The organism is Shewanella glacialipiscicola (assembly GCF_023283485.1).
Classification (GTDB): Bacteria; Pseudomonadota; Gammaproteobacteria; order Enterobacterales; family Shewanellaceae; genus Shewanella; species Shewanella glacialipiscicola.
This window is the reverse complement of the sequence record NZ_JAKILU010000001.1, coordinates 263,346-289,517: the sequence shown is the minus strand read 5'-3', so window position 1 is coordinate 289,517 and position 26,172 is coordinate 263,346. Positions and strand designations below refer to the sequence as shown.

General features: G+C 43.5%; 19 protein-coding genes and 8 tRNA genes. 17 read left to right on the top strand and 10 right to left on the bottom strand.

The genetic code is table 11. The features are described 5' to 3' along the window. Positions 1–20: 20 nt before the first annotated feature. The 3 genes from edd to zwf are packed head-to-tail and all read right to left on the bottom strand — an operon-like array spanning position 21 to position 4,052. Complete coding sequence (edd, locus tag L2717_RS01190) at positions 21–1,847, bottom strand: phosphogluconate dehydratase (protein ID WP_220774326.1); 1,827 nt, start codon at positions 1,845–1,847, stop codon at positions 21–23. Between the two features lie 24 nt (positions 1,848–1,871). Continuing rightward, on the bottom strand, positions 1,872–2,570 hold the full coding sequence (gene pgl / locus L2717_RS01185; protein WP_220774320.1) for a 6-phosphogluconolactonase: 699 nt from the start codon (positions 2,568–2,570) through the stop codon (positions 1,872–1,874). A gap of 9 nt (positions 2,571–2,579) precedes the next feature. Beyond that, positions 2,580–4,052: a glucose-6-phosphate dehydrogenase gene (gene zwf, locus L2717_RS01180; protein WP_220774321.1), complete on the bottom strand. Its 1,473-nt coding sequence runs from the start codon at positions 4,050–4,052 to the stop codon at positions 2,580–2,582. Positions 4,053–4,360: 308 nt separating this feature from the next. Between zwf and L2717_RS01175 the strand changes: the two genes are divergently transcribed. Both L2717_RS01175 and pyk read left to right on the top strand, forming a co-directional pair. Then, positions 4,361–5,215 (top strand): MurR/RpiR family transcriptional regulator, encoded by an 855-nt coding sequence (locus L2717_RS01175; protein WP_006081563.1) that lies wholly within the window; start codon positions 4,361–4,363, stop codon positions 5,213–5,215. A gap of 185 nt (positions 5,216–5,400) precedes the next feature. Beyond that, the gene (gene pyk, locus L2717_RS01170) at positions 5,401–6,840 is read left to right on the top strand and encodes a pyruvate kinase (RefSeq protein ID WP_220774322.1); all 1,440 of its coding nucleotides are present in this window, start codon (positions 5,401–5,403) and stop codon (positions 6,838–6,840) included. Positions 6,841–7,020: 180 nt separating this feature from the next. Here pyk and L2717_RS01165 read toward each other — a convergent pair whose 3' ends face one another. Together L2717_RS01165 and psrA are read right to left on the bottom strand one after the other, a co-directional pair. Continuing rightward, positions 7,021–9,300 (bottom strand): acyl-CoA dehydrogenase, encoded by a 2,280-nt coding sequence (locus tag L2717_RS01165; protein WP_220774323.1) that lies wholly within the window; start codon positions 9,298–9,300, stop codon positions 7,021–7,023. 15 nt (positions 9,301–9,315) lie between these two features. After that, complete coding sequence (gene psrA, locus L2717_RS01160) at positions 9,316–9,954, bottom strand: TetR family transcriptional repressor PsrA (RefSeq protein ID WP_220774324.1); 639 nt, start codon at positions 9,952–9,954, stop codon at positions 9,316–9,318. A 579-nt stretch (positions 9,955–10,533) separates the two neighbouring features. Between psrA and L2717_RS01155 the strand changes: the two genes are divergently transcribed. Together L2717_RS01155 and L2717_RS01150 are read left to right on the top strand one after the other, a co-directional pair. After that, positions 10,534–11,109 carry a DUF4440 domain-containing protein gene (locus L2717_RS01155; RefSeq protein WP_220774325.1) on the top strand — a complete coding sequence of 192 codons (576 nt, stop codon included), beginning with the start codon at positions 10,534–10,536 and terminating at the stop codon, positions 11,107–11,109. A 63-nt stretch (positions 11,110–11,172) separates the two neighbouring features. Then, positions 11,173–11,694 (top strand): YchJ family protein, encoded by a 522-nt coding sequence (locus L2717_RS01150; protein ID WP_248937955.1) that lies wholly within the window; start codon positions 11,173–11,175, stop codon positions 11,692–11,694. A 191-nt stretch (positions 11,695–11,885) separates the two neighbouring features. Here the strand turns inward: L2717_RS01150 and L2717_RS01145 are convergent, their stop codons facing one another. From L2717_RS01145 to L2717_RS01135, 3 genes are all read right to left on the bottom strand, one after another. Further along, positions 11,886–14,060, bottom strand: a complete 2,175-nt coding sequence (locus tag L2717_RS01145; RefSeq protein ID WP_220774955.1) for a sensor domain-containing phosphodiesterase — start codon at positions 14,058–14,060, stop codon at positions 11,886–11,888. Positions 14,061–14,303: 243 nt separating this feature from the next. Beyond that, entirely contained in the window at positions 14,304–14,591 is a 288-nt protein-coding gene (locus L2717_RS01140; RefSeq protein ID WP_220774954.1) for a DUF406 family protein, read from the bottom strand. A gap of 210 nt (positions 14,592–14,801) precedes the next feature. Next, positions 14,802–15,290 carry a VC2046/SO_2500 family protein gene (locus tag L2717_RS01135; protein ID WP_220774953.1) on the bottom strand — a complete coding sequence of 163 codons (489 nt, stop codon included), beginning with the start codon at positions 15,288–15,290 and terminating at the stop codon, positions 14,802–14,804. A 125-nt stretch (positions 15,291–15,415) separates the two neighbouring features. On the opposite strand from L2717_RS01135, the gene L2717_RS01130 reads away from it, so the two are divergent. The 4 genes from L2717_RS01130 (at position 15,416) to L2717_RS01115 (ending at position 17,256) form a co-directional block, all read left to right on the top strand. Continuing rightward, positions 15,416–15,500 (top strand) — tRNA-Tyr (locus L2717_RS01130). 74 nt (positions 15,501–15,574) lie between these two features. Then, positions 15,575–15,659, top strand: a tRNA-Tyr gene (locus tag L2717_RS01125). A 148-nt stretch (positions 15,660–15,807) separates the two neighbouring features. Continuing rightward, positions 15,808–15,892 (top strand) — tRNA-Tyr (locus tag L2717_RS01120). Positions 15,893–16,113: 221 nt separating this feature from the next. Continuing rightward, positions 16,114–17,256, top strand: coding sequence for a PLP-dependent cysteine synthase family protein (locus L2717_RS01115; protein WP_281421754.1), 1,143 nt, complete (start codon positions 16,114–16,116; stop codon positions 17,254–17,256). A gap of 125 nt (positions 17,257–17,381) precedes the next feature. Here the strand turns inward: L2717_RS01115 and queE are convergent, their stop codons facing one another. Next, positions 17,382–18,050, bottom strand: coding sequence for a 7-carboxy-7-deazaguanine synthase QueE (gene queE / locus L2717_RS01110; protein WP_220774726.1), 669 nt, complete (start codon positions 18,048–18,050; stop codon positions 17,382–17,384). A gap of 159 nt (positions 18,051–18,209) precedes the next feature. Here queE and queC point away from each other — a divergent pair, with 159 nt between their 5' ends. After that, a complete protein-coding gene (queC, locus tag L2717_RS01105; protein WP_220774727.1) occupies positions 18,210–18,932 on the top strand; it encodes a 7-cyano-7-deazaguanine synthase QueC in 723 nt (240 codons plus the stop codon). Further along, complete coding sequence (gene rrtA, locus L2717_RS01100; protein WP_220774728.1) at positions 18,929–19,525, top strand: rhombosortase; 597 nt, start codon at positions 18,929–18,931, stop codon at positions 19,523–19,525. Before queC ends, rrtA begins: the two co-directional genes overlap by 4 nt. A 100-nt stretch (positions 19,526–19,625) precedes the next feature. Here the strand turns inward: rrtA and uvrB are convergent, their stop codons facing one another. After that, on the bottom strand, positions 19,626–21,632 hold the full coding sequence (uvrB, locus tag L2717_RS01095; protein WP_107883009.1) for an excinuclease ABC subunit UvrB: 2,007 nt from the start codon (positions 21,630–21,632) through the stop codon (positions 19,626–19,628). A gap of 1,139 nt (positions 21,633–22,771) precedes the next feature. Here uvrB and L2717_RS01090 point away from each other — a divergent pair. From L2717_RS01090 to rsxA, 7 genes are all read left to right on the top strand, one after another. Continuing rightward, positions 22,772–22,847: transfer RNA gene (locus tag L2717_RS01090), tRNA-Asn, on the top strand. A 48-nt stretch (positions 22,848–22,895) separates the two neighbouring features. After that, positions 22,896–22,971: transfer RNA gene (locus tag L2717_RS01085), tRNA-Asn, on the top strand. A gap of 35 nt (positions 22,972–23,006) precedes the next feature. Continuing rightward, positions 23,007–23,082 (top strand) — tRNA-Asn (locus tag L2717_RS01080). Between the two features lie 52 nt (positions 23,083–23,134). After that, positions 23,135–23,210 (top strand) — tRNA-Asn (locus tag L2717_RS01075). A 53-nt stretch (positions 23,211–23,263) separates the two neighbouring features. Further along, positions 23,264–23,339 (top strand) — tRNA-Asn (locus tag L2717_RS01070). 223 nt (positions 23,340–23,562) lie between these two features. Further along, positions 23,563–25,467, top strand: a complete 1,905-nt coding sequence (locus L2717_RS01065; RefSeq protein ID WP_248937954.1) for an EAL domain-containing protein — start codon at positions 23,563–23,565, stop codon at positions 25,465–25,467. Between the two features lie 125 nt (positions 25,468–25,592). Next, on the top strand, positions 25,593–26,171 hold the full coding sequence (gene rsxA, locus L2717_RS01060) for an electron transport complex subunit RsxA (protein WP_076500575.1): 579 nt from the start codon (positions 25,593–25,595) through the stop codon (positions 26,169–26,171). The last annotated feature ends 1 nt before the right edge of the window (position 26,172 follow it).

The following is a 26,172-nucleotide window of genomic DNA, read 5'->3' as shown; positions in this document are numbered from 1 at the left end:
TGCGTTATTCTTCCTTTTTATTAATAAAGTTCATCGATGGCATTAGTACAACGCGCACCAGTTTCTGGACTACTTAGATTTGAACGTAGCGCACTAAATAATTCACGGCCCATGCCATAACGTGAGCGATGTAAATCTACAATTCCAGCGGTTCTGGTAGCAAGCTCAGCTTCAGAGACGAGCAGGCTCAGTTCGCCTGTCAACGCATCAACACGGATCAAGTCGCCATCTTGGACTTTAGCGATTAAGCCGCCATCTAAGGCTTCTGGGGTTAAATGAATCGCCGCAGGGACTTTACCCGACGCGCCAGACATACGACCGTCGGTCAACAGTGCGACTTTAAAGCCTTTGTCTTGGAGCGTACCCAATAATGGAGTTAACTTGTGCAGTTCTGGCATACCGTTAGCTTTCGGGCCTTGGCCCTTAACCACCACAACACAATCCCTATCTAAGCTGCCTGATTGAAATAAGGCATCAAGTTTGTTTTGATCGTCAATCACCACAGCGGGCGCCTCGACGATTCTGTGCTCTACTTGTACCGCCGATACTTTAATCACCGCACGGCCTAAGTTACCTTTTAATAATTTCAAGCCGCCATTGGCTTGGAAAGGTGTCGCCACTGAGGTTAAAACTTCTTTATCCAAACTTTCCGTTGGCCCATCGACCCAGCGTAGCTCACCGTCGAGTAATCTTGGCTCTTGGGTATAACGGCGCAAACCAAAGCCCGCTACAGTGTTTACATCTTCATGTAAAAGACCCGCATCGAGTAATTCTTTGATTAAATAAGCCATACCGCCTGCGGCGTGGAAATGGTTAATATCGGCGTGACCGTTTGGATAAACGCGCGCCACTAATGGCACTGCATCGGATAATTCAGAAAAGTCATCCCAGTTCACAATAATACCGGCAGCGCGTGCTGCGGCAACAATGTGCATGGTCAAGTTGGTTGAACCGCCTGTCGCTAACAGCGCCACAATGCCGTTAACCACTGACTTCTCACTGACCACTTCACCGATTGGAGTGTATTGCGTGCCCATTTCGGTTAAACGGCATACTTGCTTAGCTGCCATTTTACTTAAGGCTTCACGCAGTGGATCGTCTGGATTAACAAAAGAAGAGCCCGGTAACTGTAGACCCATGACTTCAAGCATCAGCTGATTCGAGTTGGCAGTACCGTAAAAAGTACATGTACCCGCACTATGGTATGACTGAGCTTCAGCTTCAAGCAACTGCGCGCGATCCACTTTACCTTGGGCAAATTGCTGACGAATGCGTGCTTTTTCTTTATTCGGGATACCTGATTTCATCGGGCCTGCTGGCACGAATAGCATAGGTAAGTGACCAAAACTTAGCGCACCAATAAGCAAACCAGGTACAATTTTGTCGCAAATTCCGAGCAGTAAAGCACCATCAAACATATTGTGAGACAAGCCCACTGCCGTTGCCATGGCGATGACTTCGCGACTCAGTAAGCTCAACTCCATACCGGGTTGACCTTGGGTCACACCATCACACATTGCTGGCACACCGGCCGCAACTTGAGCAACACTACCGACTTCCTGACACGCTTTTTTCAGCAATTCAGGATAATGCTCATAGGGTTGGTGTGCTGACAACATATCGTTGAATGCGGTAACAATGCCAATATTGGCTTTGGTCAATTGGCGTAAAGCATTTTTATCGTCTGGATTACAGGCGGCAAAACCATGGGCTAAATTGCCACAGCTCAATGAGCTACGGTGTACGCCATTATTACGGGCATCATTTAATGCGGCTAAATAACCTTCACGTGATGCTTTGCTACGGGCAATAATTCTGTCGGTAACAGCTTGAACTACTGAGTGTATTCCTACTGAATGCATAGTCGCTCCTTAAGCGCTCCAGAACACATCAACGGGCGTTTTACGCTGCGCTAATATGGCTCTAATGGGCATTGCATGGATATCGTCACTTTCTAACGCTTGACGATATACGGATAGTTTCTGTTCCCCGACTAAGTGCAGATAAATTTGTCTGCTGTTCAGGATTGCGCTCTTGGAAAGCGTGATCCTGCCATGGGGCGCTGTGGTAGGGTTAGTCGCCACGCACAAGGCTTTGGTTGTTAGTGCATTATCAAGCTCGGCGCTGCAGGGGAACCACGAACAAGTATGACCATCGTTACCCATGCCTAATACCACGACATCAAAAGGACGTGGGAAATTAGACAAAGATTCAGCGGCCATATCGGCGCCGGCTTCTGCGGTCGAGAACATATTTTTTAAACCACGAAATTTGGCATTCGCAGCGCGGTTTTGTAATAAATGCTCTCGTACCAAACGTTCATTAGAAGCATCGGTGTCGGCTTCAACCCAGCGCTCATCGGCAAGCGTAATGTACACATCACTCCAATCGATGGACTTCATGCTCAGTAGTTGAAATAAATTAAGCGGCGTTGAACCACCGGAAACCACTAAACTGGCTTTTCCGCGGGCATCAACCGCTTCTTGTAACTGGCTGGCAATTCTATTTGCAAGCTGTTGTTCTAACGCACTTGGCGTATCGAAAGATTTAAATACGGTTTCTTTAATCATCAAAGCCTCCTACTCGTCCCATGAACGGCCGTCTTTCGTGATCAAGGCAACAGATGCAACCGGCCCCCACGTACCCGCTGGATAAGGTTTTGGCTTTTCGTTGCTTTGCTCCCACGACTGAATAATGCCATCAACCCAAGTCCATGCTTGCTCGACTTCATCGCGGCGCACAAATAGCGCTTGATTACCCAGCATAGCTTCAAGTAATAATCGCTCATAGGCGTCAGCGATACGCTCATTTTTAAAGGTATCAGAGAAGCTCAAATCGAGTTTGGTGGTTTGTAGACGTTGTTTTTGTTCCAGACCCGGTACTTTATTCATCATCTGAATTTCAACCCCTTCATGGGGCTGCAAACGGATCGTTAGCTTGTTGGGCGGTAGATTACGGTAGCTTGAGCGATAGAGGTTATGCGGTGGATTTTTGAAATACACCACAATTTCAGAGCTCTTAAACGGCATACGTTTGCCGCTACGCAAATAGAAAGGCACGCCAGCCCAGCGCCAGTTGTCGATATCAACACGAATTGCCACAAAGGTTTCAGTGTTCGACTGAACGTTAGCCCCTTCTTCTTCGAGATAACCCGGTACAGGACTGCCCTTTAAGAAGCCAGCACTATACTGACCGCGTACGGTATTTTCATACACATTGTCAGAATTGATCGGCCGCAGTGATTTAAGTACTTTCACTTTTTCATCACGAATACTGTCAGCATCTAAGTTAACGGGCGGATCCATGGCAACCAATGTCAGCACTTGCAACAAATGGTTTTGGATCATGTCGCGCATCTGACCCGCTTTATCAAAATATCCCCAACGGCCTTCGATACCCACTTCTTCAGCAACGGTGATCTGGACGTGGTCAATCGTGCGGTTGTCCCACTTGGAGGCAAATAGCGAGTTGGCAAAACGCAGCGCAATCAAGTTCTGTACGGTTTCTTTACCTAAATAATGGTCAATACGGTAAACCTGACGTTCTTTGAAGTAAGCCGAGACTTGATCATTAATAACGCGAGAAGAATCTAAGTCTGAACCGATGGGCTTTTCGAGCACTACGCGAGAATCGGGATGGATAAGATCTTGTTCATGTAAACAACGGCAGATATCACCAAATATCGATGGCGGCGTAGCAAAGTAGCTGACCATGACGCGCTCTTCTGGTTTGAGCAAATCATGAAACGCACTGTAGCCAGCAGAAGCAGTAAAATTGGTGCCGATATAATGGCAACGAGAGAGGAAACGTTGCAGAGTCTCGTCACACAAAGGCTCTTTCACGAAGGTGTTTAATGCAAGCGTGACTAATTCGATAAACTCATCTTGAGTAAACTCATCTTTTGCGACACCGATCACTTTCGTATCTTTATCGAGAAGTTCAGCTTTATCTAGCTGGTATAAAGAAGGTAACAACTTGCGTCGTGCCAAATCGCCTTTAGTACCAAAGAGTACGAAGTCACAAGCTTTGGCGCCTGATGTTGTTTTGCCCATTGCGTTACGATCTCCTTTGTATGCCGTGTTCCTTCATGTCGATGAAGAAATCCACATTTTTGTTGTAATATAACAACAGAATTTGTTAAATGCATCAAATTTTATCAATATTAACATTCTAGCTAACTAGGCACTTAGCCTATAAATCTGATATGATTTTTGTGCTTAAATTACTGAAGGTAATAAAGTCTTATTGTAAAATTGTAATAAAAATTACTACATAAAACTAATCAGTGGGGTTTTCACGTTTGATCTGCCCTACTAAACAAAAAATAAAATTACATTCTCCATTTAGCGGACATACGCGTATGAATACCCTAGAAAAGGTTCAAAAAAGCCTCACCCATTTTAGTAAATCAGAACGCAAGGTTGCAGAGGTGATCTTAGCATCGCCACAAACAGCTATACACTCTAGCATTGCCACACTGGCTAAGATGGCAGATGTCAGTGAACCTACTGTGAATCGTTTCTGCCGCCGTTTAGATACTAAAGGCTTCCCTGATTTTAAGTTACATCTAGCACAAAGTCTTGCAAACGGTACACCTTATGTGAGCCGCCATGTTGAAGAGGATGATTCGACAGAGTCATATACAACAAAAATATTCGAATCATCAATGGCTTCGCTCGATACCGCCCGCCAAAGTTTAGATATTTCAGCTATCAATAAAGCGGTTGATATTCTCACTCAAGCTAAGACAATTTCTTTTTTTGGCCTAGGAGCCTCCGCTTCTGTCGCCCATGATGCACAAAATAAATTCTTCCGTTTTAATGTGCCTGTCATCTGTTTTGACGATGTTCTAATGCAACGCATGAGCTGCATCAACAGTAATGAAGGCGATGTCGTGGTATTAATCTCACACACTGGCCGTACTAAGTCATTGATTGAAATAGCGCGTTTAGCGAGAGAAAACGGCGCAGCTGTGATTGGTATCACCGCACGCAACTCACCTTTGTCGATGGAATGTACCCTGCCTGTAACGATGGAAGTACCAGAAGATACCGACATGTATTTACCTATGGCCTCGCGTTTAGCCCAATTGGTGACTATAGATGTATTGGCTACGGGCTTTACCTTACGTCGAGGCCCACGGTTCCGCGATAATTTGAAACGTGTGAAGGAAGTGTTAAAAGAGTCTCGCATCAATAAAGATCCGATACTGTAATTCTCTTTCCTTTCTAAATCTGGCTAGTGTTACCCGTTAACCTAGCCATTAATCGTGCAAATATCGGCGATACCTCACAATTTTCATACATAACTTTAGATCAATTTGATTGTAACTTTACTACAAAATCTGCAATTGCATGGTAATATAGCCCCAAGATTTTTTTAACTTTAACGGAGTATCTTATGTTCCGCAGAACCAAAATCGTCACCACTCTAGGCCCCGCCACAGATCGTGATGATAATCTACGTCGCATTATCGCGGCAGGCGCAAACGTTGTACGTCTTAACTTTTCCCACGGTTCCCCAGAAGATCATCTAAAACGAGCAACTCAAGCACGCGAAATCGCAAAAGAGTTGGGCGTTCATGTCGCTATTCTTGGTGATTTACAAGGTCCTAAAATTCGCGTTTCTACTTTCAAAGATAATAAGAAAGTACAACTCGTATTAGGGCAAGCCTACGTACTTGATGCAGAGCTTGCAAAAGGCGAAGGCGACGAGACGCAAGTGGGTATCGATTACAAACAGTTACCTGACGATGTTAAAATCGGCGATATCTTGATGCTAGATGACGGCCGTGTTCAATTACGCGTTGAGCGTGTTGAAGGCCGTAAAGTACATACTACAGTCACTGTGGCGGGTCCTTTATCTAACAACAAAGGTATTAACAAGCAAGGCGGTGGACTTTCTGCAGCTGCGCTGACCGAAAAAGACAAAGCAGACATTCTGACTGCTGCACTGATCCAAGTTGATTACTTAGCTGTGTCTTTCCCGCGCAGTGGTGCTGATTTAGATTACGCCCGTGATTTAGCTCGCCAAGCCGGTTGTAATGCCTTAATTGTGGCCAAAGTTGAGCGTGCAGAAGCCGTTGCAACCGATGCCGCCATGGATGATGTGATTTTAGCCTCTGACGTTGTCATGGTTGCCCGTGGTGACTTAGGTGTTGAGATTGGTGATGCAGCACTCGTTGCGGTACAAAAGAAACTCATCGCCCGCTCACGCCAGCTGAATAAAGTCGTCATCACTGCAACGCAGATGATGGAATCGATGATTTCAAGCCCTATGCCAACCCGCGCCGAAGTGATGGACGTGGCAAACGCAGTACTTGATGGCACTGATGCGGTAATGTTATCTGCCGAAACAGCAGCCGGTGACTTCCCAGAAGAAACCGTCAAAGCGATGGCAAGTGTTTGTATTGGTGCGGAAGCTCATCCAAGTGTGATTGTGTCTAAGCATAGACTTGATGTGCGTTTCACTTCAGTTGAAGAAACCATTGCATTATCAACTATGTATGCGGCTAACCATCTTGAAGGCGTTAAGGCGATTATTGCTCTGACTGAATCTGGGGCAACGCCACAGTTAATGTCACGCATTAGTTCTGCACTGCCTATTCTTGGTTTATCACGTCACGCAACAACACTGGCTAAAATGGCGTTGTATCGCGGCGTATTACCTATCTATTTCGATTCAACTATCTATCCAGCTGATGAGCTAGCGCAAAAAGCGTTAGAAGCATTAACTGCTGCAGGTTATTTGAATAGTGGTGATATGGTGCTGATGACCAAAGGCGACTCTATGGAAACGATTGGCGGCACTAACACCAGTAAAGTGTTGATCGTTGCTTAGTTGCATGAACCGTTTACCTTGTTTCTAACGACTAAAGCTCGTTAGAAACCAAAGCCAATAAAAAACCACCTTATTAAAGGTGGTTTTTTTATGTCTACTATTTACTCTGTAATCTCTTATTCTAAAGAGAAGTCCAAACGGTTCAATCAAACCGCTTGGAGTAAAGCGCAAAAATGATGACTATAACGCTTCGAAATCATTCACATTTATGGCAGCTAAACGCAGTTTATCCGCGTGTTGCAGCTTTTGTTCTTCATCAGCAGTAATCAGGCCTTTTTCTGATGCTGCGGCGAACAACATAATATTAGGCACTTTTACTGGCAACTCTCGGGCACGCTGAGCTTGTTTGAGCTTTTTATAGATGTCTTTACAGGCGTATTGAGCAATAAATGCTTGCTCTACTTCAGCAATACCACCTTTATCCCCTTCAAACTCAGGGCACAAAAAGGTAATACGGTCACGGGCAGGCCCAGGTTTTAACATACCACCGACTAAGTCAGTTGCCATTTTATCCGTCGGTGCATTGAAATGATTACCTAACGGAAAGATTAAACCACGCAATAACCAAGACACCGGACGGCTTGGGAAGTTACGTATTGTATCTTCGAGCGCTTTAGCCGCTAAGTGTAAACGGTTCGCCATTACATAACGTACCGCAGGTAAGTCATCCTGTTGGCGACCATTATCCTCAAATAACTTTAAGGTTGCCGAGCCTAAATACAACTGACTCAGTACATCACCCATACGAGCGGAGATCATTTCTTTACGCTTTAAATCACCGCCCATGATCAGCATGGATAAATCTGTCATTACCGCTAATGCAGATGAAATACGCGTCATATCTTTATAATACTGCTTCGTTTCACCACTCACTGGCGCACTACCAAAACGACTCCCTGTAAGGGCATTAAATAGTGCACTAAAGGCGTTACGAGTCGCATAACCCATGTGACCCATCAATAGGGCGTCAAAGCGTTCTAATGCTTCATGTTGGTTTTCCATCGCTGCAGCTTCCATTTCGGCAAGCACGTAAGGATGACAGCGCGTCGCGCCTTGACCGAAAATCATCAAGGAGCGAGTTAAGATATTTGCCCCCTCAACAGTAATCGAAATCGGGTTGGACATATAAGGGTGGCCTAAATAGTTTTTAGGCCCTAATTGGATACCCTTACCCGATTGAATATCCATGGCATCGTTCATCACTGAACGGCCCAGTTCTGTCATATGGTACTTGGCAATCGCCGTGACAACTGAAGGCTTAACTTTAAGATCAATACCTGTGGTAGTTAAACAACGCGCCGCTTCTAATTGATAGGTGTTGGCAATAATGCGCGCCAGCGCTTCTTGCACCCCTTCAAACTGGCCAATGGCCATACCAAACTGATGACGCACATAACTGTAAGCCGTTGTCGTCTTAGTCGCCATATGACCAGAAGCCGTTGCCAATGCTGGCAATGAAATCCCGCGACCAGCTGATAGACACTCAACCAGCATACGCCAGCCTTTACCGGCAAACTCGGGGCCGCCGATAATCCAATCTAACGGGATAAACACTTCTTTACCTTGAGTCGTGCCGTTCATAAACGCCATACCCAGCGGATTATGTCGACGGCCAATAACCACACCAGGATGATCCGTTGGGATCAACGCGCAGGTAATACCTAAATTCTTTTTATCACCAAGCAGACCTTCAGGATCGCGCATTTGGAACGCTAAACCCAGAACCGTCGCCACTGGAGCAAGCGTGATATAACGCTTATCCCAGGTAAGTTTTAGCCCAAGCATTTCTTCGCCATTAAACGTGTCACGACAGACAATACCGATATCTGGGATAGCACCTGCGTCACTGCCCGCTTCTGGACCTGTTAATGCAAAACAAGGAATTTCATCGCCTTTGGCTAAAGCCGGTAACCAACGTTCTTTCTGCTCGTTGGTACCATAGTGAGTCAGTAACTCACCAGGGCCTAAGGAGTTTGGCACCATGACTGTGACCGCTGCGCTAACGCTACGGCTACCTAATTTACTGACAATGGTTGAGTTAGCGTATGCAGAGAAGCCTTTACCACCAAATTTTTTCGGAATAATCAGTGCAAAGAAACCTTCTTTCTTAAAGTATTCCCACAGCTCTGGCGGTAAATCTTTACGGTTATGCACTATGTCGAAATCATCAATCATTGTCAGTGCTGTCATGACTTGATTATCGATAAAGCCTTTTTCTTCTGCGCTTAAGGTCGGTTTACCATAGCTGTGCAGCATATTCCAGTTTGGATTGCCACGAAATAACTCTCCTTCCCACCATACATCACCTGCTTCCATCGCTTCACGCTCGGTATCAGATAACGGCGGCAAGACTTTTTTGAAAAAACTAAACACTGGGCGCGTAATAAACTGCATCCGGATATTTTTTACCGCAAAAAACACGATAATGGCAACCAGGGCAATAATTATAATCGTCAACATAATCAATACCTTTTATTAATTTTCAACCGGGACTGATATACCAGCCGCCATGTAGGGGATGACTTTACGGATCACAGCTTCAATATCGTTATGTTCACCAAATTCAGCTGCTGCAATATCGTTTAAAGCATCGGCAGACGCCATAGTGAATACAATCGTACCTAGGGTAAAGTGTAAACGCCAAAACATTTCAGCCGATGGAATATGCGGCGCACTGGCGGAAACAGCTTTAACAAATGCATTTAAATGCTGGCCGTAATGCGTTGTGATAAACCAACGTAAATGTCCCTGGCTTTCGATATAACCGCGACCCAAAAGCTGCAAGAAGATCGTCGTGCCTTCAGCACGTAATGCGTTTAAATCCAACAGCGGATCAACCAACGAAGAGAGAATTTCTTCCAGCGTTGATTGTACTGGGGCGGAATGTAAATGGTTCATTTGGTTTGAAGCCGCTGGCATAAACACATCTAAATAACGCGCTAATACGGCACGGATCAACTCTTTTTTAGAACCAAAGTGATAATTAACCGATGCTAAATTCACCTCAGCCTTGCTGGTAATCAGTCGCAAGGAAGTTTCAGAAAAACCCCGTTCGGCGAACAATTTTTCAGCGGCATCAAGTATTCTAGTTTTTGTATCAGATCGACTTGCCATTCCGTGACCTTGAAATAATTTAAACACTCGTTTAAATTAAACATTGCCACTACGGATGTCAAACTAAAATTAGTTAAAACTACCGTTTTATAACCTGCGTTCTCTCTGGGCGAAATAAGTATAACCAACAACTTAATTAACCCTTTCACAAAATACTCTGGTTTAGGTAAACCACGAACTATAAAAGCAATAAGCATGAGTGAATTGGGTTATTTTATTAATTAGTCGCAGTAAAATTGCCTTCGCCGAACATTCGCGCTGGGATTAAGCGCCTGTGATAATGCTGAAGCAATAATTACTGCATTAACAATAGAATCAAACTGTGGATAATGAATTTACAGTCATCTTGGACTATCAAACTTGATTGCATAATCACCCCATCATGCAAAAAACTCGAAGCATGCAAAGACTCACTTGAAATAGCCAAACCTATCCAAACTCTTCGTTCCAACGCAAAGTTATAGGTAAAAGCTCCTTGTAATTTTTTATGCCGAACACACTTTGTAAACATTCAAGGCTTTAGTTCAGAGGACGGCTACATTATAGTGACGCCATGATTGCCAGAATTAGAATAACGTGATGAAATTTTTGCCGCTCTTGCTAATGTGTTTATTGTCGATGCCAAGCGTCGCTAATCCAGCTACAACACAAACTACCTCTTCTGTCGAACAGTTGATTAATGCTAATTACCCCTTGTTTATTGGTGCATTTAATCAATTATCGTCTGAAGTTACCCGCGAGATTTACACTGATGATGCGAGTTATCTTTCAGAAAGTCAGAATAAGGAAATTTATTATGGCAGGGACAGCATTGTGGCAATTTATCAAAAATTTTTCGATAAAATCCGCAAAAAGAAAGCAAGTATTGACATAGATTTTCGTGTTACCAAACGTAAAATATGGGGTAATGGGGCTATCGATACGGGCTATTACTTAGTGAGATTCTATCCTGCACAAGAAACAGGCGAACCTGTGAGTGAATTTGCAGGTAAATTTGCTATTGGCACTGAAAAAGTCTCAGCAACACAATGGAAAGTGAACTTAGATACAAGTAATCGAGCAGAACCTAGCTATTATCTGAATGCGAAACCTGTGCCTAATTTATATTATGGTCGTCAGTTCTCTCCTTTACCCTCTGACAAGAAATTCCCCTAGGATTTAGCATCGCTACATTCTAACTCATTATAATAAAATGAAATCTTACCGTAGTATACCAATATGAACAAAACACCAAATACTTGCCCTTGTGGCAGTGCTCTAAGCTATCAGAACTGTTGTGAGCCTCTACATAGACATGTGGATGACGGGCAAATCATTGCCAATACTCCTTTGCAACTTATGCGCTCACGTTACAGCGCATTTGCATTGAAAAAATTTGATTACATTTTAAAAACACATCACCCTGACTACTTAAATGGCCTGACGCTCGCAAGCCTCAATGCTGGCCCTCAGCCATATTGGCTTGGACTAGAAGTGCTCGATAATCTTCAAAATACAGCCCACAGGACTCAAGCTGAAAGTCCGTCAATCACTCAGGGCACTGTGACATTTAAGGCTTGGTATAAGCTCGAAGGTGAAATTGATGCGATTTATGAGCGCTCAGAATTTATCTACCAAGCTGGCCGCTGGTATTACAGCCAAGGCCAACAAATGACGGCTAAATTACCCGGTAGAAATGATCCTTGCGTTTGCCATAGCGGTAAAAAATTTAAACAATGCTGTTTGAAAGCAGACTTATGATTAGATGTCAGATAATCCGTGTTTGATGAGAAATCACTACCGTGCTTAGGACTCACACCAGTCACATTGGCTATGCCGCATTATTAATAGTATCTGTGTAACGAACACTATCGGCATGGGACTAACGTATAAGTAGCCTCAGTAGGGTTTAGACTTTGATAAGTAAGCAATACATAACGTAAAAAGCAATTCTAATGCGCTATTAATACTGGATTTTGGGCCAACAATAAAAACTGTGCAAATTCAGGTTCTCGCAATGCAGGGCTATATAAATACCCCTGCGCCTGATGACAACCCTTTTTCGCTAAAAACGCTTCTTGTTCAACCGTTTCAACCCCTTCTGCCGTCAATGAAATATTCAATGCATTCGCCATCGCAATAATCGCTGAAACGATTTCACGACTTTCGCGGCTAACGGTTAAATCTGAAACAAATGAGCGATCTATTTTAAGTTTACTGATGGGAAACTGTTTAAGATAACGCATAGAGCTATAACCCGTACCAAAATCGTCAATGGCTAACCCTACGCCCAATTCTGCCAGTTCTTGGCATAACAGTGTGGCATGGCGCACATCCCCCATTAATTCTGTTTCAGTAATCTCCAAAATCAACGTTTTAGGCTTTAATCGATATCGGATCAATAGCTGCCACACCTGTTCAAATAGATTGCCACTAAAGAACTGACGAGCTGACACATTCACATGCATTGTCATATCGGCATTATGATGTTGCCACAGATTTAATTGCCGACATGCCGCTTCCAAAACCCAACTGCCAATCGCATTAATCACGCCTGATTGTTCTGCAATATTGATAAATGAGGCGGGAAATAACACACCTCTTTTAGGATGATGCCAACGGATTAATGCTTCAGCGCCAATATAGGTATTCTGTTCTAAGTCCCTTAAAGGTTGATAATACAGCTCAAATTGTCGACCACTGATTGCACTGTGCAAATCACGTTCTATTTGTGCATCTTCTTTAAATTCGTTTAACAAAGCATTATTGAATACTTGAATTGCATTGCCTTTTCTTTTTTTAGCATACTGCACTGCAATATCGGCACAGGTTAACGGTGAAAATGTGCCCACAACCGAAGCAATATCAACGATAGCAAGTGCAGGCTTGGGTTCTATTTGCTCTCGACCAATTAAAATAGGCATAGATAGATGCTGGTATAGGCGATGGCTAAAATAGTCTAAATCATTACTTTCAGTGAGCAGCACAGCAAATTCATCGCTACCCACTCGGGCAATTTCAATGGCCTTATTAAACTCAGGAAAATGCCTTATACGGTGGGCAATTTCAATCAATAGACTATCGCCATTATCATGACCATAGGTATCGTTAAAACGTTTAAAGCCCAGCAGATCGACGAATAGCAACACGCCCTGTGTGGTTCGCTCAAGCACGCGATTAAAATGAGTGCGGTTATACAAACCGGTTAATCCACAGCGCCACGCGAGTCGTTCAAGCTCAGAACGATAGTTATGCTCGCCAGTATTTTCGACACTTGACACCAAAGCATAATGATTACCCCGCTCAGTAATAAACTGGCTTAACACATATTGGATCCAATAATGACTGCCATCGGCACGCTGAAATTGCACCTCACCGTTGACGATTTCGCCCTTAAAAATCTGTGCTAGGGACTGTTCAGCTAATTCACCGTGTTGCTTGAAAAAGGATAATTCACGCAGATTCGCGCCGATAATTTGTTCACGGGGAATACCTGTAATATCACTGTGAGCCTGATTAACATACTCGACTTTTTCAGTATGCAAATTTACTAACATACTGATTTGCTTTGATTGCTCGGCCGCACAGCGAAATAAGCTCAAGCTTTCTTCTTTCTCGTAACTGTGTTTTATGGCTAATGTCAGTGCTAATTGATCGGCCATCTGACAAGCGAGATGAATTTCGCTGTCATGCCAATGGGAAGTCACTTGTGCGCGCTCTAAACAAAGCACACCTTCGAGGTGACCGTTGATTCGAATGCCGACCTCAAGACTAGAGTGAATTTGCAGAGGGATAAAATAATCATTCGCCAGCTCGCTTAAACGTGGATCGATAACAGTATTACCTGCATCAATATAGCGATGGGTTTGCAGCTCATGCAGATAGCGGGGACAGTCTTGTAGTCGCTTAGGTCGATGAATATCTTGCAGCATCATAGAACCAAATTGTGCTTCAAGTGACTGAGTTTGTTGATCCGATGAAAACGTCCACACTGATGCCAAAGAAACCGTTACATTCTGACATAACAATTCTATGGTTAACTCTGCCGTCTTAGTAAAATCGCCCTGCTGCTTTGCAGTCGAATGCACCAAAGACTCCAATAAATGTTGATGCTGACGTCGCTTCACGCTGGATCCCTACAAAACTTCGTGTTGGGCTAAAGATCGTTGCCTTAGCAAATTCTTCTGTAATTTTAAAATGGCTATGAGAATAATTTTTATTTGAAGCAGATTACACCATCCACTATAAGTACAGCAATATGCAGCACAATTGATTACTATTAATTTACAACTGCAGTATTTTTAAATAATTGACTGTCATGTACCACTATTAAAAATACTGCGTAGCCGACTAAAAATTAACTAAAAATATTACAAACCATTTTCTAATTGAAAAATCATTTTCTCGGCGCTAACGCCAAAAGTCAGTAGTAGATCAACGCCTGTTGTCTTAGTCACGTATTGCGTTTGCACCTCAGCAAAACGGGCTTGGGCACGCGCAGCCATCTCATTTGCATCGGCTTGCGCACTATCACCTGTAAATTTTAAGGTTAATAACGTATCGTGCTCATCAATCACTGCACCGATATCAACAAAACTGCCACAATCGGTACAAGTATCATTCACTGCTGGATTCTGCGCTTCTATTATGCCTTTCATCTTTAATTCCTTATCAATAATAGCGACTCAATAACGGCATAACTGAAATATGTCCGTTAGTGTTTAACTCTTTAGGAAGCCGATTATAGGCAATTTAGTAGGATAAGAGTTTGCTTTAGCTCACGCTTATCTACTGATAATAAAACACAATAATAAGTTGAATGTTTAAACAGGCACACAAGTTAGCGCTAGAGCATTGAGTTAAAATTGTTATGCCAAAGCCTGTAAGGGAACCAGATTACGTTGTATCGCCAATTGATCAGCAAAGTGCATGATGTCCACTTTAGGCGGAATCAATTGACCCCGTTGCCTTAGTTGGGTGATAGGGTCGCAATTACTGAGTGCTTCAGCCATTGCCATTGACTCACCGCCACGGATCACTAAAGCTTCTGGGCGCAATGCTTGCTGTAATTGAAATGCCCGCGGGCCCTCTGCTATAAAAATACTGCTGTTATCAACCACAGGTTCAACAGAGGATAAATCAGCCATTAAGGCTTGCTGCGGTGGTAACTCGAACTGACGCTGTAATTTTTGCGCCATATTGAGATCGTTTTGCCATTGAAATTGCGCCATGTCCCGAGCGTCAACCGACAGTAACGACAATAACAAGGCGAACTCGCCCCGTCTGTCGTTTTCTATCGCCGCGTTTAAGCGGGTGCCAATTTGGGCTTCGTTGACTAAAGGAACATCAATTTGCATAAAAAAACATCGTCAAAACAATTCGTTGTTATTTAATCGACCATTTGGCACATAACTTTAGGGAAATTTTTACATTGGCTATTTACATACAAAAGGTTTCTGACTACTATGGCGGCCGCAATTGAGGAGGGGTTCCCGAGTGGCCAAAGGGATCAGACTGTAAATCTGACGGCTCAGCCTTCGAAGGTTCGAATCCTTCTCCCTCCACCATTTGCACTGTAGTATGTATAACGTTGTTTTTTGAAAATAATGTAGAGTTTTACAAAAGCGTTAAAGGTATTTGTGGAGGGGTTCCCGAGTGGCCAAAGGGATCAGACTGTAAATCTGACGGCTCAGCCTTCGAAGGTTCGAATCCTTCTCCCTCCACCATCTTTATCTCTAACGCAGATGATGATTTTTAATGTTCTAAACCAGGCCAATGTTTAGGACAATGCTGATAACTTAATTTATATAAATCATGCATTTAATTGATGTGGTTTAGATAAGCTAGTTGTAAGCAAGATAAAAGAAAGTTTGTGGAGGGGTTCCCGAGCGGCCAAAGGGATCAGACTGTAAATCTGACGGCTCAGCCTTCGAAGGTTCGAATCCTTCTCCCTCCACCATTTCTTTCACTTTCCACGTCGTATGTTGCTGTATTTTCTCGTTGCAAATTTTCTATTCTTTATAATCCTCTTTCATATTTCTCTTTTTAATGCATTAGCTACACTTAGCTGCCCCACTACTATCCTTTGACGATATTTATATTTAACCGCATTTAACCAACCATTTAGTACTCATTTACCCAAGAAAACCGCTTTGCCAGTCGCTGTGATATGATCTAAACATGATTCTTTTCGATGTGACTATGATGATCAATACGACTCAACCACCAATGGGCTCAAACCTTGCCCATGATCTATGCCCAACATGGGAAGCCCATGCGATAGGTAAAATTGAAGCGGATTTTCAGCGCAGTGCCGATACGCACCTTATCAAGCTTGAATTGCCCATGCTCAATGGTATTGATATTTACCTCAAAGATGAAAGTACGCATCCGACTGGTAGTTTAAAACACCGCCTCGCCCGCTCACTCTTTCTTTATGCCCTGTGCAACGGCTGGATTAAGCAAGGCACACCGATTATTGAATCTTCATCGGGCAGCACTGCAATCTCTGAAGCCTATTTTGCCCGCTTACTCGGATTACCCTTTATTGCGGTAATGCCCAAAAGTACCGCTAAAAAGAAAATAGAGCAGATAACTTTTTATGGTGGTCAGTGTCACTTTGTCGACCATTCCAGTGAAATTTACGCCGAATCTTCGCGTCTTGCCGCAGAGCTAGACGGCCATTATATGGATCAATTCACCTACGCTGAGCGCGCAACCGACTGGCGCGGTAATAACAACATAGCCAATTCCATTTTTAATCAAATGGAGCGAGAGCCTCACACTATCCCACGTTGGATTGTGATGAGCCCCGGCACTGGCGGCACATCGGCGACTATAGGCCGCTATATTCGCTATCAACGTTTAGCGACGCAGCTCTGCGTGGTCGATCCACAAAACTCAGTATTCTTTGATTTTTACCATAACGGCGATGCCAACCTGACCTGTTGTAATGGCAGTAAGATTGAGGGCATTGGTAGACCAAGAGTCGAGCCATCGTTTATCCCTGGCGTGGTCGATACTATGCTGCAGATCCCCGACGCAGCGTCGGTAGCGACGATTCACTGGTTAGCGCAACTGATTGGCCGCAAAACGGGCGCATCGACCGGAACTAACCTCTACGGCGCCTTACAACTTGCCGTGCAAATGCAAGCGCGTGGAGAACAAGGCTCAATCGTGACCTTGATTTGCGACTCTGGCGAGCGTTACCTTGATACCTATTACGATACAGATTGGATTGCAGCTAATATCGGTGATATTGCGCCTTACGAGCGCCAACTCGTAGCATTTAGTCATTTAGGTCAGTTAATTGAGCTTGATTAAATCTGTTCGATTTGCGCCCCACCTTAGCGCAATTGGACTAAAAGCTCATCACTAAATATCAGCCATAAAAAATGCCCCACGATGAGTGAGGCATTTTTTATGATGAATGTATTAACCTATTGGCATTAATCAATATTCAAATATTTATGAGTTTGAATTGATAAACGCCAATTACGGGCAATACACACCTTCATCGCCAGTTCGGTCGCTCTGGGCTTTTGGCTTATCGGTTGCAGACAAATCGTTTTAGCTGAAATATCGATGTCTTGCAGTAAATTATCCAGTTCAGCAATATGATTCTCAGTGGCAATAGGATGCTTAATCTCATTGGCACGGTTCAATGCATGCGTTAATACTTTATAACCGCCCTTCATATTCACCTTGGGTGACACAGTTACCCAAGTGTCATCGGCGCACAACACCTCGAAAGTGCCACTGGTTTCAATTTGAGTAGCAAAACCTTGGCTATGGAGAGTTTGGGTTAAATCACGTAAATCGTACATGCAAGGCTCGCCGCCAGTGATCACGACATGGCGCGCAGTAAAACTTTTGGCATTAAAAGCGGCAATCAGGCTTTGGGCGGTATGTTCAGCCCATCGACCAATAGTGCCATCTACGGTAATCACCTGCGCTGGTTCAACTTTATTGGCTTCAAGCACATCCCATGTCTGTTTAGTATCGCACCAAGCACATCCCACGGGACAACCTTGTAAGCGAACAAATATAGCGGGCACTCCGGTAAAGACACCTTCACCTTGGATGGTTTCAAATACTTCGTTGACAGGATAATTCATGCGGGCGTTCCACTTTTATGGGGCGGCATTTATAGTGGATTTTAACTTGTGCTGCAAGTTTTTACGCCTACGAGTTAACTCACTGAGTGGGCAAGCTCTATGGCCTGAGTTACACTAACGGCCTATTTATGCGTGTTCTACGGTCAAGTGAAATTCTTTATGTCAATAAATTCAGAGTCAAAAAAGTTAATGTCAAAAGCAGTGGTAGTCTTCAGTGGCGGGCAAGATTCGACAACCTGCCTTATTCAAGCCCTAACCCAGTACGATGAAGTACACGGTATCACCTTTGACTATGGCCAACGTCACCGCGAAGAAATTGAAGTCGCTAAATCCTTAGCGGAACATTTGAAAATCACCAGTCACAAAGTCATGGATGTTACCGTGTTGAATGAGTTGGCGATTTCGGCCCTCACCCGTGATGCGATACCCGTTTCACACGAGTTAATGGAAAATGGGCTGCCCAATACTTTTGTACCCGGCCGTAATATTTTGTTTTTAACGCTTGCGGGCATTTATGCTTATCAATTGGGGGCTGAGGCGATAATCACAGGTGTGTGTGAAACCGATTTTTCTGGCTACCCAGATTGTCGCAATGATTTTGTCAAAGCGATGGAAAGTGCCTTAGTTCAAGGTATGGATAAACAACTTAAGATCATCACGCCATTAATGTGGCTCAATAAGGCGCAAACCTGGGCGATGGCGGATAAGTATCAGCAACTTGATTTAGTGCGTCATCACACGCTCACTTGTTATAACGGCATCATTGGCGATGGTTGTGGTGATTGCCCTGCTTGTCATCTGCGTAAACGTGGATTAGAAGACTATCTGCAAAATAAAACCGCAGTGATGGCTGAGCTTAACGCCTGTGAGCCCAAGGTATGACACGTAGCCCCTATTGGCTCGCACTGATTATAAGCTTGATTTGCGTAGGCTTATATCTCGCCGGTTTGACAAGTCCTGCTATCGACCACTTACTCGCCTATCGCCGTAGTGCAATTAATGACGGCGAATGGTGGCGCTTAGTCAGTGGTAATTTGCTGCACACGAATCAATGGCATCTGTTGATGAATCTAGCAGGATTATGGGTAGTGCTGTTTTTGCACCACTTTCATTATCATCTCAAAGGATTGAGTACGTTATTTTTTATTCTCTGTTTGTTTGAAGGCATAGGCTTGTATGTGGGTTATCCGCAATTGCTTGGTTACGTTGGCTTAAGCGGTATGTTGCATGGCTTATTCGCCTATGGCGCTGTGCAAGATATAGTGCGCAAGCTGCGTTCTGGGTATGTGCTATTAATTGGCGTTATTATTAAAGTCGGCCACGAACAGCTTTATGGTGCGAGTAGTGACGTCACCGCCATGATAGGCGCGCGCGTGGCCACCGAAGCACATTTAGTCGGCTTAGTCTGTGGGCTGATTTGCGCTTTAGCTGTGTTTATCACTCTTAAACTTAATCGTTCAAAAGTCACGACTTAACCCTATTTAACCGATAACTGATATTTAAAAGCCGTCGTAGCATTAAATGCTAGACGGCGTTTTTAATGGCCAACGCCTTAAATAGTTAACGTAAAAAAATCTACGCTCTAATCAACAAATCCCGCAGATGTTTTACTTCATCACGCATCGCCGCCGCTTGTTCAAACTCTAAATTACGCGCGTGATCGTGCATTTTCTTTTCGAGCACATCGATTTGATGGCTCAATTCCGTCGCATCGGCTTTGTGGTATTGGGATGTAGACTCAGCCACTTTGCCATAGACCGCCTTACTGTTGCGGCCATCATCCACGTCCATCACATCAGTAATGCGTTTAACCACGCCCTTAGGCGTGATGCCAAGTTTTAGATTGTGCGCGCGCTGACGTTCTCGACGTCGATTCGTTTCACCAATCGCTTTTTCCATTGAATTAGTGATGCGATCGGCATAAAGGATAGCTTTACCGTTGACGTTACGTGCCGCACGGCCAATGGTTTGAATAAGCGAGCGTTCTGAGCGTAAAAAGCCTTCTTTATCGGCATCTAAAATACACACCAGAGAGACTTCTGGCATGTCTAAGCCTTCACGCAATAAGTTGATGCCGACCAGCACATCAAACTTGCCAAGCCGTAAATCACGAATAATTTCAACTCGCTCAACGGTATCGATATCTGAATGCAGATAACGCACTTTAACGCCGTGCTCATCTAAGTATTCGGTTAAATCTTCCGACATACGCTTGGTTAATGTCGTCACTAGCACCCGTTCATTAACGGCAACTCGCTTAGCAATTTCGGACAGTAAATCATCCACTTGTGTGCCAACCGGACGTACTTCTAACTCTGGATCGAGTAAACCCGTTGGCCGTACCACTTGCTCCGCAATTTCGCCTTGACTCTTTTCAAGCTCATAGACACTGGGAGTTGCCGACACATAAATAGTTTGCGGCATCAATTGCTCGAACTCTTCGAACTTAAGCGGGCGATTGTCTAATGCTGACGGCAACCTGAAACCGTATTCCACAAGCGTGGTTTTACGTGAACGGTCACCTTTATACATGGCGCCAATTTGCGGCACAGTCACATGGGATTCATCGATAATAAGCAAACCATCAGCGGGTAAATAATCGAGTAAGGTTGGTGGCCCTTCGCCCGGAGCACGGCCAGATAAATAACGTGAGTAGTTTTCAATGCCGGAGCAGTAACCCAACTCCACCATCATTTCGACATCGTATTGCACTCGTTCATGAATGCGCTGCGCTTCAATCAGCTTATTATTATCAAGCAGATACTGCTTACGCTCACGTAATTCTTCTTTAATAAACTCAGTGGCAGCGATGATTTTTTCCCGCGGTGTCACATAATGAGTTTTAGGATAAACCGTAGTGCGAGCAATACGCTTAATAATATGGCCAGTTAACGGATCAAATTCACTTAAGCGTTCAATCTCATCGTCAAATAGCTCAATACGAATGGCATTACGCTCAGAATCGGCGGGAAAAATATCAATCACTTCACCGCGTACTCGATAAGTACCGCGCTGCAACTCAATATCATTACGTTTATATTGCAATTCACTGAGGCGGATTAAAATATCACGTTGGCCCATCACATCGCCTTGGCGTAGATGCAGCAACATTTTCAAATAGGAGTCGGGATCGCCCAAGCCATAAATAGCCGACACGGAGGCAATCAGCACCACGTCTTTACGCTCTAATAGCGCCTTAGTGGCGGATAAGCGCATCTGCTCAATGTGGGCATTCACCGAAGCATCTTTCTCAATAAAGGTATTTGATGCAGGTACATAGGCTTCTGGTTGATAGTAATCGTAGTAAGAAACAAAATACTCGACCGCATTATGGGGGAAAAACTCTTTCATCTCGCCATAGAGCTGCGCTGCCAAGGTTTTATTGGGCGCCATGATAATCGTGGGGCGGCCTAACTGTTGGATCACATTGGCAATCGTGAAGGTTTTACCTGAGCCGGTTACGCCGAGTAACGTTTGGCAAGCCAAACCCGCCTCGAGGCCGTCGACTAATTTGGCTATAGCGGTAGGTTGGTCGCCTGCGGGGGCGAATTCCGATTCAAGCTGAAAAACAGATTCTGACACGCGCGCATATCCTTTTAATGAGTCACCCTATTCTAATCAAGTCACTCACTAAGCTCCAGTCATTATATGACTTGATGAGAATAGAGTGTTGACGACGAAAGACGCACCACAATACTGTAAAATGATAAATTAGCGGAGAAAATCTGAAAGTTTGTGTCGAAGGCATTTTCTACTAATTTTGCCCATAAAATACGCATAAACTGAGCAAAAATACCAATTTAATACACAAGAAAGGTATTTTGTTTGATTACAAAACTGCAACCTTATTTATACCGACAATTAAAAGCGCTTGCTTTTACTATTTAATTGAAAAATAAGAGGTTTAATTTAAAACCACAAAATAGTGCATTTTAAGTCCGTAGCCCATCCCCCAAGGCTTTGCCGCCCGTTTATTAAGACAACTCACAGGGTTATCCACAGATTTTGTTGATAAGTCGAAATAACCTATAAACCACGCGGGATTGGAGGCTATTATGCTCACCAATCACACTGGTTCAACATTTGGTAATTTAATTACATTTGATAAACGTGCTTACTTTTATCTATTTCATTTTCGGCACATTCGCTCGTCAGTCGCAAGAATGATTAACGGGAATTAATGGCGTGGTAATCATAAAAGCGAGCGAGAATTAACTGCGATAGCAGGGCCATACTAAAGAATGACATCGTTATGCGCGTATTTTAAGTGTTAAGAGAAGTCTTTAAATTAGGGTCGTTAACGTCAATCTGTTAGCGGGCTATTCTTAGAGTGTTGATAATAATAATCCAAAACACCTTTAGCCAAACACCCTTGCCATGATATGAGTTACCTCACTCTCAATATATAAATTCTTGCGAACCCTGTCTAATTAACGGGCTTAAATGACAATTCAACTTAATGCTGCTATCTAGTTTACTTTTTAGCTAGCTATTTAAATTTTATAGAAAAAGAAAAGTAAAACTTTAAAATGACTTAGGCTATATCCCGAATTGTTAAGCATTTTTTACACCGAAACGTCGAATTCTGCGCCATGATGCACATTAGATGAGCACTTAACAGCATAATTACACTTTTTTTGGTAACTCGAGTTGACTCGTACAACGGGTCGTTTTACTATGCGCTCCGTTCTCAACGAGTCATTATGACTTTGTGAAACGATTCCCCTGTAGTTCAGTTGGTAGAACGGCGGACTGTTAATCCGTATGTCACTGGTTCGAGTCCAGTCAGGGGAGCCAATTTACATATCGTTGGGTACAACAATTACAATTTGATTTAAGCGCAATTCCCCTGTAGTTCAGTTGGTAGAACGGCGGACTGTTAATCCGTATGTCACTGGTTCGAGTCCAGTCAGGGGAGCCACTTAAATAAAATTGTCATTATTACTTTAAAGTTATTCCCCTGTAGTTCAGTTGGTAGAACGGCGGACTGTTAATCCGTATGTCACTGGTTCGAGTCCAGTCAGGGGAGCCATTTTAAAGTAAGATGAAATAGTAAAAGTCGATAGCAATATCGCATTTTCGATTCCCCAGTAGTTCAGTCGGTAGAACGGCGGACTGTTAATCCGTATGTCACTGGTTCAAGTCCAGTCTGGGGAGCCATTTTAAAGATGTGTGTCTATAGATAAAAAGTCGATAACGATATCGCACTCAATTCCCCTGTAGTTCAGTTGGTAGAACGGCGGACTGTTAATCCGTATGTCACTGGTTCGAGTCCAGTCAGGGGAGCCATTTATAGCTCCATACCATTCCCCCGCTTTCGCGTATTTAAATATCTAAACCTTACCTACATTACCTATCATTTTGTTTTTGTTTAAATACAGTTACACTCATTACTGACAATTAAACAAATCGATGATTTTTTTGCTCACGGTTTTTCATACAGATAGCGACTTAAGCACTCTTAGCTTAAACTTGCTCGGTTCAAAATCATCTAAATCTACAACGGATTATTATGACCATATCAAAATCATATCCCATTCTTTTACTAATTATCTTTTTAGGCCTCTTTGCTTGGGTGTACCAGAGTGAAAATAACCAATTGCAGCTTCAGCAGCAACAACAGCTTGCTAGCTTTAAAACCAGTTTAACCCAATATCAACAATGGCAAGGTAATGGCGCAGAACTGTTTAAAAAACTCGCTGAACATTACCCGTTCCAGTTTTTTCAGTATGTGGATGACACTGATGGCTCACAAAATTACACTGAAGGCAGTTTAGACAACCAAGATGCCCCCCCTTTTTCGAGCCTATTTTTAATTGACCTCAGCCATACACAAAAATTAGCGACGGGTCGTTTACAGGTCAAACTCAGTACCAATCAAGCCATAGAAATTGCGATAAGTAATACGTCATCATTCGGTATCATACTGATAGCCAGTTACCTACTGTTGCTCGCTGCGTTTATTATTTTAATGTCCAAGCAGAAGGTTGCAATACGTTATGCTGCTGATTATATTTCAAAAATACCCGACCTAAGTTTTTCGGCAGTCGCATCATCCAAACTCTCTGGTGAACTAAAACCCATTGCAGTATCACTTGAAGAATGCAGAACTCAACTCAAAACACAAATAGATAAACTCAATCAAGAAAACGAAAAGCTACATAAAGCGGCTTATCAAGACACGGTTACAGGTTTTGCTACTCGCCAACGCTTTACCCAAAAGCTAGAAACCATTAGCAATCCCGATATGCCCCAATTGGGCGTAATGGCAATGGTTAAGGCAACAGAGCTTGCGCAAATTAATCAAAAAAAGGGGCGTACAGCAGGTGATGATTATTTGGTAAAAGTCGCCGCCTGTATCCGTAAAGCCTGCAGTAAATATCCTGATGCCGAGTGTTTTCGAGTATCAAGTGCTGATTTTGCAGTATTTATTCCTGACGTCATGCTTAAAGATGCGCCTAAGTTTTTAGAGCTATTAAAAAGTTATCTCGATCAATATGTGCAAGTAACTGAGTCAGAATCGGTCGCTCATATCGGCCTAGTCCCTTATCAACAAGGTACCGATGCGGTCAATTTATTAACCATCGCGGATACCGCCGTCAGCATCGCTCAGACATTGGGGCCCAATAGTTTTCATATTCTAGAAAAACTCAATAGTAATGAGCAATTTGGCGATGACCGTTGGAAAATGACCATCAATGATTTAATCACTCGACGGGCATTGAAATTCTACCAGCAACCAATTCAACCCTGTCGTACCAATGTTGAGGTTTATCGAGAGCTACTGGCACGCTTTTACAACAGTGAAGGTAAGTTTTTACCCACCACTACCGTCATTGCAATGGCCGAACGCCATGGTATGAGTACTGAATTAGATAAATTAGTGGTGATCAGTGCATTAAAAATGCTTAACGATAACCCGGCTATTTCGGCTAATTTCGGCATTAATATCAGTGCGTTTTCAGCCCACCAAGATCTGTTTATCGCTTGGCTAAAAGACATGTTAAGTAAACATAAGCACATAGCATCACGCTTAGTATTTGAGATTAATGAGTCCGGCATGCAATCAAATTTAGGGGCAAGTCATAAATTCGTCCGCGAGGTACATAGCGTTGGTTCACGGGTGTCGATTGAACGCTTTGGTATGAGTTTTACCTCTTTCAAATTCTTCAGTGAAGTGCGCCCTGACTACATTAAACTTGATGGCAGCTACACCTCGAATATTGATGAGGATAGCAATAATAAGTTCTTCGTCCGTATGATGGTAGACGTGGCCAGACGTTTAGGCATTCGTGTTATCGCCACCAGTGTTGAGCGCCAAGAAGAAAAGCTGACGCTCGAGAAAATGCTCGTCGATGGCTTGCAAGGTTATTACATCGCCCAGCCACAAGCCATCACAACCACAGATCAGATTTAATACTTCAATGGGTTAATTCGTCGCCAAAATTTACAGTAAAGATGTTTAACCCTGCATTCTATATGTTGTTTATACAAACAGAAAAGTCGATAATACCGCCAAGATCCGTTTAGACAAGTATTGAGATGACTGAATATCTCCTCCTGTTAATCAGTACAGTGCTGGTTAACAATTTCGTTTTAGTGAAATTCTTAGGCCTGTGTCCTTTCATGGGGGTCTCCAGTAAATTGGAGTCCGCTATTGGCATGTGTATGGCAACCACATTTGTGTTGACCTTAGCCTCTATTTTGAGTTATCTCGTTAATCAATATTTATTATTACCCTTTGATTTAAGTTACTTACGTACGATGAGCTTTATTTTAGTGATTGCCGTTGTAGTACAATTTACTGAAATGGTTGTGCAAAAAACCAGTGCGACGCTGCACCGCGCCTTAGGGATTTACCTGCCGCTTATCACCACCAACTGTGCAGTCCTCGGTGTGGCCTTGCTTAACGTCAACGAGAAGCATGATTTTATTCAATCGGCGGTTTATGGTTTTGGTGCTGCGGTGGGTTTCTCCTTAGTGTTAATTCTGTTCTCGGCAATGCGTGAGCGTTTAGCGGCTGCCGATGTGCCCTTACCCTTCAAAGGCGGCGCGATTGCGATGATTACCGCAGGCCTTATGTCCCTCGCTTTTATGGGATTCACAGGATTGGTTAAGTAAG